Genomic DNA, 12,814 nt, shown 5'->3' on the forward strand with positions numbered 1-12,814 from the left:
TTTTTTAATAAAAAAATTAATAAGCTCTGAAATAAGAATCTTTTTTTCAATTCTTAACTATATTTTTAGTTTAGAAAGTATTTAAAAGTAGTGTCATATTTAATTGAAAAACAAGTCAAACCGAAAAGTATATATACTATGATAAGTATATATTAATATGTGCCTTGAGCACAGCCATATAAGTTAGTCCCGTAGGGTAGTGGCAATCCTCCTGGTCTTTGGAACCGGGGACAGCGGTTCGACTCCGCTCGGGACTACTATTTTCTAAAAAATATGGAAAAAACTTCTCTTTTTAACAACAATTAATTTAAAATCTAATTTTACATAATAATTTTATAAATATATATAATAAACAAACTATTTTAATATAACTATAAACATAATATATATTTAACAAACAGATATTATACTTTTAATAAAATAAATTTAAGGGAGTAGTAGAAGATATGCCATATGAAGATGTAGTAACTAAATATTTAGATGAAGATCCAGAAAGAAGAGTAAAATTATTTAAGTTATATACAAGACTTATGATAATTTCAACATTTACAATAGCAGCTGGAGTAATTCTATACATATTTATAGCATTCCATATAATATAGACACTAACTACTATTTTAATTTAACCTTCCTTCCATTTTTTTAATAGCTACTTTTATTTTAAAAACCTGAATTATAAATTAAATTCTGCAAAGAACGAGTTCTACTCATAGCATTCTCAAGGATCTTATCTGAAACAACAAGTGTAGCAATAGGATCACCAACATCATAAACATAATTCATATCACACAAATCATGCACACAATCAATATTACGTAAATCATAACAAGCTTTCTTCTGACTAAATACAATCAACTTAACACAAAAACTAGACACAGGATTCATTTGAACTTCAACTCCACTGCATGCATCAATATGAGCCTGAGCCATATTCATATTATATGAATTTTCAACACACTCAAAAGTACCCTGAATTCTAGGATTAACCTCAATAACATAAGCCTTATTATCTTTAATAATAAAATCAACACCATTAGATCCAACAAGCTTATACATACGAGCAATCTTTTGTGAAATATTTTCAAGCTTATCAATATGATTAATACAAGGTGTAATATTACCACAATATGAAAAATCACTCTTATCAAGTCCACGAGGAGCAATAATTTGATCAGAAGATGTAACCATAGTAGTGCTATGATCAGGATAAGCTAAAAATGATGTACTAACACTATTTCCATCAACAAATTCCTGAAGTAAAAACTTATCATCATATTCAAATCTTGCATCAAACCACTTAATATTCTTACCACCAGAACCATTAACAGGCTTTGTAATAAATCTTTTATCAGGATAATTTTGTACAATTTCATCAGCCTCATCCATACTAGATACAAGATATGTATCAGGCATTAAGAAATTCTTATGTAACTTCTTATACAACTTATACTTATCATTAACAGCACCTGTATCTTTATTTCCAATAATCTTAGATTTAGGAAAACGAGATGTATCAATATCTCCACAACAGATAATATAATCAACATCAACAACATAATTAAGAGCTAAATTTTCAATATCAACATTATTATAACCAGGCTTATCAATAATAATAAGCTTATCTACATAATCATGCATATCAAGAATATCAAAAAAACTAGTAGCATAAACAGTATGACCTAACTGCTTTAAGGATTTTGCAACAGCACGAGTATTTGAACCTACAACTAAAAATTTACTAATAAAAATACAACCCCTTAAAATTAATTAATGGATATAGATATGTTAAACATAAAATAAGTATTTAATTAAAAAATAGAATTCTAATATAAAAAATAAAATCTAGATAAAAATAAGTAAAAAAATATAATTCAAAAAAAATAGTCTTTTTCTAAAAAAGAAGTTTAAAGAAAGAAAATCATGGAAAAATCCATGAAATCTATTCTGCTTCTTCTCTTGCATTAATGTTTTTCTTAATAACTTTAAGTTGTGCAAAACTTTCTCTTTCCATTTCCTCTAAACGCATTTCAATAAATTTGATTGTGTTTTGAATACGAGGAATAGTTACATGCTCTAAAGCATTTACTCTTCTTTTAGTTGCTTCAACTTCTTTTGCAAGAAGCATGATGGTTTTTTCAATTTCACCAAGTTCTATAATAATTTTTATAGATTCTTCAAATTCCTTTGCAGCTACATCTAAGTTAGCTGAAGTTCCAGCAAAACCGTAACCTCTGCTTATTACATCGTTGGTTGTAGTTTTACTTTTTACAACTGGTACTGAAACTCCCATAATACTTCTGGAAGTAATATCAAGTTCAAGAGATTCTCGTACAGATAAAGCTGCACGTTTTACTGCCATATCTCCCATGTCTATTTGAGCTTTATTAAGTTCTGAGTATGCGATTGTTAATTTTTTTTCAACTTCATCACGAGAACCTTGAACACGATCAAGAATTTCGAAAAACTCTTTAATGAGAGCATCTCTTTTTTCTTTAAGAAGACTATGTCCTTTAGTAGATAATTTTGCTCTATCTTTCAGATTAAGAAGTTCATTACGTGTTGGGTTAACATCGTCTAATCTTTCATCTGCCATATTTAGCCTCCTATACTGAGATACTTAAATCGAAAGAATAAATGAATTTATTCCTCAGAAGATTCGGTTGATCCTTCTTTAGGTAAGTATTTTTCAATAAGTTCTTCTTTAACACGTTTAAGTTCAGTTTCAGGTAAGATAGATAATAATTTCCAACCTAAGTCAAGAGTTTCTTGAATTGATCTGTCTTCATCTTTAGCTTGTCTGATGAATTGATCTTCAAATGCATCAGCAAATTCTAAGAATTTAAGATCACGTTCGGTTAATGCTTCTTCCCCTACTACAGCGGTTAAGTCACGAAGTTCACGACCTTCTGCATATGCAGCATATAATTGGTCTGATACTCCACTGTGGTCTTCACGGGTACGTCCGTCACCAATTCCACCACTCATTAATCTTGAAAGTGAAGGTAATACATCTACTGGTGGGTAGATACCTGTCCTATCAAGTTCACGTGAAAGTACGATCTGACCTTCTGTAATATATCCAGTTAAGTCAGGAATTGGGTGAGTAATATCGTCCTGTGGCATAACTAATATAGGCATCTGTGTAATTGAACCAGGTTTACCTGATATACGTCCTGCTCTTTCATATATACCTGCTAAGTCGGTATACATGTAACCAGGGTATCCTCTACGTCCAGGTACTTCGTTACGTGCTGATGAAATTTCCCTTAAAGCTTCACAGTAGTTTGTAATATCTGTAAGAATTACAAGTACGTGCATTCCTTTTTCAAATGCAAGGTATTCTGCTGTTGTTAAAGCCATTTTAGGTGTCATAATTCTTTCGATAGCAGGGTCGTCTGCTAAGTTCATGAATACTGTTACTCTTTCAAGAGCTCCAGTTTGTTCGAACTCGTTCATGAAGAAGTTTGCTTCTTCGTGAGTAATACCCATAGCACCGAAAATTACAGCGAACTCACTGTCTTCTGAAATTACTTTTGCTTGTCTTGCAATCTGTGCTGCAAGGTCGTTGTGAGGTAATCCAGATCCAGAGAAGATAGGTAATTTCTGACCACGTACAAGAGTGTTCATTCCGTCAATTGTGGAAATACCTGTCTGGATAAACTCTGCAGGGAATTCTCTTGCTGCTGGGTTCATTGGGGAACCGTTTACATCTAACTCTACTTCAGGAATGATGTCAGGTCCACCGTCAATAGGTTTACCTATACCGTTGAATATTCTTCCAAGCATGTCTGTTGATAGACCAATTTTAGCTGTTTCTCCTGTGAAACGAACTTTTGTTGATTCTGTGTTGAGGTCACTTGTACCTTCAAATACCTGAACAACTGCAAGGTCATCTTTAACTTCAAGAACTTGACCAGTTCTCATTGAACCATCTGGTGTTTCAATATCTACGATTTCGTTGAATGCTACACCTTCAACACCTTCAACCATCATTAAAGGACCTGAAACTTCTGCTACAGTTGTATATTCTTTTGTTTTTACATCTATATCATTCATTGTAAAGCCTCATTACATTGTGTTGTTATACTTTCTTTGATTTGTTCAACTTTTGTCATGAATTCGTCTTCAGGAACGTATTTCATTCTGTCAAGATCTACTCTTACATCTAATGTTACAAGTTTATCTACATCTGCACCATCAGCAAGTGCTGCTTGTGCTGTTGTGTTGTATTGTAAGATAGTTTTTAACATGTTGTACTGTTTTTCTGGTGAACAGTATGTATCTGTATCATCGAAAGCGTTTTGTTGAAGGAAGTCTTCTCTTAACATACGTGCTGCTTCAAGAGTTACACGGTCTTTTGGTGGAAGTGCATCAGGACCTACAAGTTGTACAATTTCGTTAAGTTCTGATTCTTTCTGTAAAAGAGCCATAGCTGTATCTCTTAATTCTCTCCAATCTTCACCTATTTCAGAAGTCCACCATTTGGTGATACTGTCAACATAGAGTGAGTAACTGCTTAACCAGTTAATTGAAGGGAAGTGACGTTTATCAGCAAGTGATGCATCAAGTGCCCAAAATACTTTTGCAATACGTAATGTGTTCTGTGTAACAGGTTCAGATAAGTCCCCACCAGGAGGTGATACTGCACCTACAATTGTAATGGATGATTCAGCTTTGTGAGATCCAATTGTTGTTACACGTCCTGCACGTTCATAGAACTGTGCGAGTCTTGATGCGAGGTAAGCAGGGTAACCTTCTTCCCCAGGCATTTCTTCAAGACGTCCTGAAAGTTCTCTCATAGCTTCTGCCCATCTTGATGTACTGTCTGCCATAAGAGCTACATCGTATCCCATATCTCTGAAGTATTCAGCAATGGTAATACCTGTGTATACACATGCTTCCCTAGCTGCTACAGGCATGTTTGATGTGTTTGCGATAAGAACTGTTCTGTCCATTAAAGGATTTCCACTTTTTGGATCTTCTAGTTCAGGGAACTCTGTAAGTACCTCTGTCATTTCGTTTCCACGTTCTCCACATCCGATATATACTACAATATCAGCGTCTGCCCATTTTGCTAATTGTTGCTGTGTTACAGTTTTTCCTGAACCGAATGGTCCTGGCATAGCTGATGTTCCACCTTTTGCAAGACAGAAGAATGTATCTTGTGCTCTCTGTCCTGTTATAAGAGGTACATCTGGGTCTAATTTGTTAACAAATGGTCTTCCTACACGTACTGGCCAAATTTGCATCATTTGAACTGTTTCAATACCGTTTTCAGTTTCAACTTCTGCAATATCGTCAACAATTGTGTATTTACCTGGAGCTACGATTGATTTAATTTTACCTGACATTTTAGGTGGTATCATAATTTTGTGTTCAATTGATGATGTTTCATCTACTGTACCTATGATGTCTCCACCATTTACTTCGTCTCCAACTTGTGCTGTTGGTTTGAAGCTCCATTCTTTTGTTTTATCTAATGCTGGTACGTCTACCCCTCTAGGAATGAAATCTCCTGTTTTGAATTTGATTTCATCTAAAGGTCTTTGAATACCGTCGTAAATTGATTTAAGTATTCCAGGACCTAATTCTACTGAGAGTGGACCACCAGTACTTTCAATTTTTTCTCCTGGTTTAATACCAGCAGTTTCTTCGTATACTTGAACTGTAGCTGTGTCGCCGTGAAGTTCAATAATTTCACCTATGAGTCCTATGTCTCCTACACGTACCATTTCGTGTACTTTGGTACCACGCATACCGTCACCGACAATAACCGGACCTGCAATTTTAATAATATTTCCTGTGATCATTTTACCATCTCAACCCCAATAACTCTTTTAATAAGTGCATTCATTGGGTCAGTTTCTCTTTTATGTGAACCTGACTTATCGGGTACTTCTATTATCATTGGTAATGCTGTTGATTCACTGTATTTTGTGATATCATCACGTAATTCATCACCAATTTTTTCTGTAGTTATGATGATTGCATATTCATCATCAACTAATTGCTTTAAAGTAGCTTTTGATTCTTCTTTGTTATGTACAGGGAATCCACTTTTGATTCCACCTAACATAAAACCAGTTACTGTATCTGGATCTGCCATTATAGCTATATTATTTTTCATAATAACATCTCCTTAATTTCGGAACTAGGTATTGAGTTTCCTCTTTTACTTCTTGCAATAATTTTTAGATTTTTAATTTCAGTTTCTTTTTTATTTAAGAAACCAATGATTGGACCTACTCCGAATGGTTTTTTCTTAAATATGTTATTTGCCATATCTCTTTCGTATCCATCTAATGCGTCATCAAATACTGTGATAGATCCAGTTTGATTGTATTCTGGAATATGGTCTATGATAATTTTACCATATTGTGAACTTTCAATACTGCTTAATAAAGAAGTCATATCTTCAGATTCCATGAGTTCTTTAAGTTTCCAATCACGTAATTCATATCCGCTTTTTATAACATAAGGCTTAATTTGATCGTAACTTAAGTTATCAGATTTTGCTCTTAATATTATTTTAATGTTTGCAATGTCTACTTGAGTTCCTACATAACTGTGTAACATTCTAGTGTTTTCATCAGATTGATCTGCTGATTTTGCTAGTAATCTTTCATAATAGTAATTATCTAATGCTGATTCTAATGTTAATAATGTTTTATTTTCATTGAAATCAGGAAGTGCATCTTCTAAGATTTTTGCATATGGTGTTCCTTCAAGAGCAACAATCATATTTTGTACAGAATCTGCTTCAACAAGTTTTGAAAGATCGTCTTTTAAAACTCCGTAAGGTACGAGTAATTCGTTTGTTTCTTCTTCGTTTAGTTTTGCTTCTTTAGCAATTAAAACACTTTTAATGTTTTTAATATCCCATTGATCAAGCATTAAATCAAATGTTGGTTTAAGATCTTTAGGTGCAATTCTTGCAAGTAAATCATATGATTCAGCAAGGTTTACATCAAGTGCTTGTTCTGTTGGGTATTTGTCAACTAAACCTGCGAAGTCTTTGTGACCTCTTAAGTAGTTTTTAAATTCGTCTTCGTTTTCTGTTTCTGTTAATTCTGTAAGTTGTTTATCATTGAAGATTTTACCTATTTTTGCTCTTACCCTTGAGTTAGGATAAGTGTATGGGTAATATTCCATTAAAGGTCTGAATGTAATTACTACAATGAGTGCTCCAATTACAGCAAGTCCTACAACTAATAATGCCATGAATGACTCAATAGAAGAGAATCCAAGAGATGTTATGATTCCTGTAATGGTTTCTTCCATTTAAATCTCCTCCATTAGTTAAACAATGTTTTTGCAACTTGTGATCTTAGATATTTTCTATATCGAAGCATACGTGCTTCAATTGTATTTTTAACTTCAACATCACCATCAATTGTGCTTACTACAGCTCCACCAATAATGTCAATTGGTGCTCCAATGATGAATGATATTTCTTCACCAGTCTGTTCTTTAACAGATGCTGAGATTTCGTCAATCATATTTTTTACATTATCAATATCGTCTGCTCTGACGAAAATTTCAAGTTGATTACTTCCTATTTCTACAGAAGCATCTTCAATCATTCTTTTTAATGCTTCCACATAATTTGCGGAATTTTCAGATGCTAATTTTTCGATTTTTTCTGATGCAATTCTGAAAGCTTTTTCAATTAATTCTTCACGTGCTTCTAATTCTTTACGTCTTGAATTAACTTTTGCTTCTGAAATTATTTGTTGATATTTCATATCAGCTTGTTTGTTAGCTGATTCAATGATGGATTCTTTTTGTTGTTGTGCTTTAACTTGTCCATCTGCTATGATTTTATCACTTTCAGCTGTAGCTTTGGAGATAATTTCATCAGATTTTACTTTAGCATCGTTTTTAATATTTGCTATTATTTTATCTGCTCCAACGCTCATCTACGTTCCTCCGAAAAAAATATTAATTTTAAAGGCTAAAATCAGCCTTTTTATTTTTAACTCTATGCTCCGAGTATTCCACCGAATACTAATAATAAGATAGCGATAAGGAAACCGTAAATAGCCTGTGTTTCAGGAATAGCTGTGAATACTAAACCTTGTGCAAACATATCTGGTTCTTCTACAACTGCTCCTACGGATGCTGATGATGCGATACCTTGACCCATACCTGAACCAAGACCACCGAAACCAACTGCTACACCTGCACCAATTGCTACTAAACCTGATGCTACTCCAAGTGGAGATCCTCCCATAATTCCTGAGAATACTAATAATAAGATAGCGATAAGGAAACCGTAAATAGCCTGAGTTTCAGGAATAGCTGTGAATACTAAACCTTGTGCAAACATACCTGAATCTTCTGCTACTGCACCTACAGATGCTGAAGATGCTATACCTTGACCGATACCTGAACCTAATGCTGCAAATCCTACTGCTGCTCCTGCACCAATTGCAGCTAGGGCTGAACCTAATGCTAATTCTGCTGCCATGATATTTTCCTCCAATTTAATGAATTTAAATTTATTTTTTTAATATAATAATTTTGTTTTGTTTAAGTAAATAATTTTAATACTAAAGTATTTTTACTTATTTTTTTACTTTAGTATATACTCTTTCTGCTTCAAATGGTTCGAATGCTTCACTAGTTCCATTGTAGAAGTTTCCGAAGAATTCAACAAAGTGGAGACGTAATGCGTGAATGAATGAACCGAGTGATTGGAAAGCAATGTTGAATAAGTGTACTGCAAAGAATACAACTATTCCTATTATTATTCCTACGAATGGGATCATGTCACCAAGTAACTGGAATAATAAGTTTGCTGTCATACCTATACCACCAGTGGATAGACATAAAGCAAGAAGTCTTGAGTATGAAAGTACATCTCCGATAAATCCGAAAATGTCCATAACTCCCATTGCACCTGCACCGTAGATTAATAATACTAATGCTATAATGAATAATACAGCAAATGGTACTACTCCACCTACAAGTAAACCAACAATAGCAAGTTCAATTAATACCCAACATAATTGACTTCCACATAATTCTTTTATGTTGTGACGTTTTATGTTGTCTATCATACCGAATAAGAATGCTATGTTGAGGTGTATTAAACCTATGATGATTGCTAAAATCAAGATGTTTTCTGGATGTGCGAATGCATTTATATCTGGAATTACTGTTGGTAGTGGTGCGTTAGCATCACCTAAGATAAATCTAGGTACAAAGTCTCCTATGAAACCTCCAGTTAACAGACCCAGCAATATAGTCCATAGACCCATTTGGGTGAGTATTGTTCCAAATGATTTGAATGTTTTGTTTACTTTTCCAATTCCATTGTATAATACAAATCCTACAATTGCAATTATAATTCCATAGAATGCATCGGTTAAACAGAAACCGAAGAAGAATGGGAAGAATAATGCCATAATTATTGTCGGATCTAAGTCGTTATAGTTTGGTGTTGAATACATGTTAACAAGTAACTCGTATGGTTTTGCAAAACCAGGGTTGTCTTGTTTTACAGGTACTTTATTTTCGTCGATTTCTTCCTGTGTAGGATCTTCAACTTCTATGATACTGTTACCTTCGGTAACTTGATCAATAACTGTTAAAGTTTCATCAACGTCTTTTTTCATTACCCAAACTTTAAACATTTTTGTTGTTTGTGTTTCACCGAAACAAGAGTAGATTTCTGTACGTTCTTTTTCAATTGCAAGTTGTTCATTTAAAACTAGTAATTGATCTTTTGAACGAAGTCCAACTTCTCTTATATCTTTTACACATTGTTCTTTTTCGTTTTTTAATTCATCTAGTTTTCTTGTAGCTGCTTCAATGATTTCACTAGATTTACCACTTAATCCTGTAATGTCTAGTTTTTCAAATTCTGAGCGTCTTAAGATACTAGAAATTTCCTCTTCAAATCCAGCTGATGATACTACAACAAGTGGTGTTACTGCTGTATCGCCGTCTGAATTTGATGAACCTTCAAATATAATAACTTCATCAGTTACTTCATCAATTGCTTCTTTTGCTTCAGATAAGTGTTCATTTGGGAGTAATCCTGTTGTGAATTTTACATATTCTGTATCTTGAAGATATGCAAAGTCTATATCAAAGCTTGATAATTGAGTTGCAACTTTGAGTTGGTCTTTATATTTATTTTCTTCAGTACCAATTGCATTCATGTGTGATTCAATTGGACTGAGAACTGAATCAACTTTATTAATGATACTTTCAGCCTGTTGAACTAAATCTTCAGGAGAGAGATTTTCTACTTCTTCAGGTTTAATTTCTTTAGGACTGAGGAATCCTTTAATAACGTCAACCATACCTGTTTTTTGCTCTGCAGATTTTAATGTATCAATGATGTTATCACATTTCATTGATAGTGATGCAATCTTAGTAGCATAAGGATCCTGTTTTGATACATCTAAGCCTGTGTATTCTTCATCTTCCCCTATTTGTTCTGAAAGATCTTCTATTTCTACAAGACCTCTTTCATAGAGTACATCTACTACAGGTTTAATGTATTGATTCAATGTTACTATGCTTAATTTTTGCATTCTTGCTGGTCTAAACATAGTACTGCTCCTATAATACGGTTTCGATTATTACATCAGCTGCGCTTTCAACATTTTGTTCTGATCCTGCTAGGGATTGTTTAATGTCAGCATCAGATTGATTGGTTATAACTACTGCTTCTTTTCCTGCTTCTTCTTCTTTAGCAAGAATGATGTGTTTTGCTTCATCATTAGCTTCAGCAATAGCTGCTTCAATATCTGAATCTACTTTAAAACGAGCTTCTTGGATCATTTGAGTTGATTTTGTGTTTGCTTCATCAATCATGCTTTCAGCTTCAGACTCTGCTTGTCTGATTGAACTGATAGCATCAGAAATATTTGCCATTTATAAATCACCTTTTTTATGATCTTTGTTTTTTCTATAAATATACCCAGTAAAACAAAAAAATTTCTCTCTTTATATTTTGTTTTTTAAAGAGATCTGAGCATACACTTTGTAATATTTAATTTAAATAAAAAATTTATAACTAATTCAAATATCACCCCAATAGACATGAGAACTTAAAATTTAACATAACCTAAAAGTATTATGAAAAATTTTAAAATGTTCATAAAATTATCTTATAATAATATATTAGGTATTATTAGTTATATAATTTTATAAAAAAAAGGTATTTTAACTATGAAATTTGGAGGTTAATTTTTTTGAAAATATTAGAAAATATGATTTTTAGTAAAAAAAAATTAAAAAGTAATTAAAAAGTAAATAACTATAATAATTACCTACATTTTTTGATGATTTTTCATATATATTTTATCAGCACCAGTTTCAATTCTAATTATCGGCTTTGAAAGATGACGTCTTGCCTCAGTTGGCACTTCATAAAATCCAACTTCTACATCACTACGTGGAATTTCAATTTTTACTTTCTCAGATGATCTTATCCTATTTTTACACTTTGGACATTTAAATCCTTTATCTTTTCCTGCTGATTTCATACGTTTTCCACATTCACATACTGGATTTTCATATGAATATATTGTAGCTTTTTTATTTAATTTAAATTTTTCAATGTTAAGTGTATGATTATCATTAACTCCACCATATATTGTAAGTTCATCACCAACTTTTAATTTACGAACAATATCTCTAAATGATTTTGTAGGCTCAAATGCTGCACATTCAATAGAACCACTACCATCTTCTACTTTGAAAAATACATGTCCACCTTCAATATCATGTGGATCTTCAGATACAACACAATCAAATTTATAACATCCAGTATTTTGCATATCACCAATTGCTACACCCTCTTGTATGTGCATATCTGTATGTTGATTTGTTGAAAATATACAATAATCTGCAATTTCCTCACCTGATTTTACAATAGAATGTGCTTTAAGTACTGCATCTGGCGTATTTCCACGTATACCATATAGTACTGGACATGGTGTGTGTGGTTCTATTGCTGCATAGTTTTGGTCTGTATCAATATTTTCAAATGTATCAGGATATGTTATTTCATTCATCTCAAATATGGATGCTTCATCTAGTTTTCTTTTTGTTCCAATATTTTCAGGCATTCTATATGCAAGAAGTTCAAATGTTTCATCTGTAAGTTCAAGTGAAATTGCAGCAATTGCACCTATTATTCCACGACCTTTTTTAAATCTATGTGATCTTGCACCAATTTTATCTGCAAATTGCTGTGCATAGTCTATTGTATATATCTGATATATTGCATTTTTTGCATATTCTCTCATTTCATCTGTTATTTCACCTTCATAGAAGATTACTCCAGGATTTGTATTTTCTCCATCAAACATTGCATATTTTTCAACATTATCAAGTACTATTTTTTCAATTAAATTTACATCTTCTCTATCATCAAGTTCTACTTTAAATGATAATGCTCCATTTCCCCGTGTTTTATATCTTGCAAATGGGTTGAGTCTTATAAGTCTTGGATAACCTACTGGTTGTATGTTATGTTTTTTTAGTTCATTTATTATGATACATGTTAGATATGTTGTACACATTCCATCTGCTGAGTCTGTATCATCTATTCCTATGTGTAATTTTATTGGTTTTTTGCTATTCAAAATAAGATACTCCCATAAAAAATATTTATTTAAAGTTTTTTTCTTTTAAAAAAAAATATAATTTCTATAATTCCATCTATACTACATACTATATTTTCCATATAAATTCAATGATTTTCCCATATAATTAAAATTCATACTATATGTAGTTATTTTTCATAATAATATTTTATAATAAAAAATATATATTATTATATATGCAATTA

Annotated in this window: 12 protein-coding genes and 1 tRNA gene; 2 read left to right on the forward strand and 11 right to left on the reverse strand. The window is 32.4% G+C overall.

The window, feature by feature from the left end:
- Positions 1 to 185 precede the first annotated feature (185 nt).
- Both MRZ80_RS03920 and MRZ80_RS03925 read left to right on the forward strand, forming a co-directional pair.
- A tRNA-Gln gene (locus MRZ80_RS03920) sits at positions 186 to 257 on the forward strand.
- Positions 258 to 446: 189 nt separating this feature from the next.
- The gene (locus tag MRZ80_RS03925) at positions 447 to 602 is read left to right on the forward strand and encodes a hypothetical protein (RefSeq protein WP_292536348.1); all 156 of its coding nucleotides are present in this window, start codon (positions 447 to 449) and stop codon (positions 600 to 602) included.
- Between the two features lie 58 nt (positions 603 to 660).
- Here MRZ80_RS03925 and MRZ80_RS03930 read toward each other — a convergent pair whose 3' ends face one another.
- The 11 genes from MRZ80_RS03930 to MRZ80_RS03980 form a co-directional block, all read right to left on the reverse strand.
- On the reverse strand, positions 661 to 1,638 hold the full coding sequence (locus tag MRZ80_RS03930; RefSeq protein ID WP_292536349.1) for an ATP-grasp domain-containing protein: 978 nt from the start codon (positions 1,636 to 1,638) through the stop codon (positions 661 to 663).
- Between the two features lie 301 nt (positions 1,639 to 1,939).
- Positions 1,940 to 2,593 carry a V-type ATP synthase subunit D gene (locus MRZ80_RS03935; protein WP_292536350.1) on the reverse strand — a complete coding sequence of 218 codons (654 nt, stop codon included), beginning with the start codon at positions 2,591 to 2,593 and terminating at the stop codon, positions 1,940 to 1,942.
- 47 nt (positions 2,594 to 2,640) lie between these two features.
- On the reverse strand, positions 2,641 to 4,056 hold the full coding sequence (locus MRZ80_RS03940; RefSeq protein ID WP_292536351.1) for an ATP synthase subunit B: 1,416 nt from the start codon (positions 4,054 to 4,056) through the stop codon (positions 2,641 to 2,643).
- The gene (locus tag MRZ80_RS03945) at positions 4,053 to 5,810 is read right to left on the reverse strand and encodes an ATP synthase subunit A (protein WP_292536352.1); all 1,758 of its coding nucleotides are present in this window, start codon (positions 5,808 to 5,810) and stop codon (positions 4,053 to 4,055) included. The genes MRZ80_RS03940 and MRZ80_RS03945 overlap by 4 nt, the downstream gene beginning before the upstream one ends.
- Positions 5,807 to 6,127 carry a V-type ATP synthase subunit F gene (locus MRZ80_RS03950; RefSeq protein WP_292536353.1) on the reverse strand — a complete coding sequence of 107 codons (321 nt, stop codon included), beginning with the start codon at positions 6,125 to 6,127 and terminating at the stop codon, positions 5,807 to 5,809. Before MRZ80_RS03950 ends, MRZ80_RS03945 begins: the two co-directional genes overlap by 4 nt.
- Positions 6,124 to 7,281 (reverse strand): V-type ATP synthase subunit C, encoded by a 1,158-nt coding sequence (locus MRZ80_RS03955; protein ID WP_292536354.1) that lies wholly within the window; start codon positions 7,279 to 7,281, stop codon positions 6,124 to 6,126. The genes MRZ80_RS03950 and MRZ80_RS03955 overlap by 4 nt, the downstream gene beginning before the upstream one ends.
- A 14-nt stretch (positions 7,282 to 7,295) precedes the next feature.
- The gene (locus tag MRZ80_RS03960; protein WP_292536355.1) at positions 7,296 to 7,919 is read right to left on the reverse strand and encodes a V-type proton ATPase subunit E; all 624 of its coding nucleotides are present in this window, start codon (positions 7,917 to 7,919) and stop codon (positions 7,296 to 7,298) included.
- Between the two features lie 62 nt (positions 7,920 to 7,981).
- The gene (locus tag MRZ80_RS03965) at positions 7,982 to 8,470 is read right to left on the reverse strand and encodes a V-type ATP synthase subunit K (RefSeq protein ID WP_292536356.1); all 489 of its coding nucleotides are present in this window, start codon (positions 8,468 to 8,470) and stop codon (positions 7,982 to 7,984) included.
- Positions 8,471 to 8,567: 97 nt separating this feature from the next.
- The gene (locus MRZ80_RS03970) at positions 8,568 to 10,565 is read right to left on the reverse strand and encodes a V-type ATP synthase subunit I (RefSeq protein WP_292536358.1); all 1,998 of its coding nucleotides are present in this window, start codon (positions 10,563 to 10,565) and stop codon (positions 8,568 to 8,570) included.
- Positions 10,566 to 10,575: 10 nt separating this feature from the next.
- Entirely contained in the window at positions 10,576 to 10,830 is a 255-nt protein-coding gene (locus MRZ80_RS03975) for a hypothetical protein (RefSeq protein WP_292536360.1), read from the reverse strand.
- Positions 10,831 to 11,288: 458 nt separating this feature from the next.
- Positions 11,289 to 12,545, reverse strand: a complete 1,257-nt coding sequence (locus MRZ80_RS03980; protein ID WP_292536933.1) for a tRNA(Ile)(2)-agmatinylcytidine synthase — start codon at positions 12,543 to 12,545, stop codon at positions 11,289 to 11,291.
- Positions 12,546 to 12,814: the final 269 nt, after the last annotated feature.

The sequence above is a fragment of the Methanosphaera sp. genome (assembly GCF_022768985.1).
In the GTDB taxonomy this organism is placed as follows: Archaea; Methanobacteriota; Methanobacteria; order Methanobacteriales; family Methanobacteriaceae; genus Methanosphaera.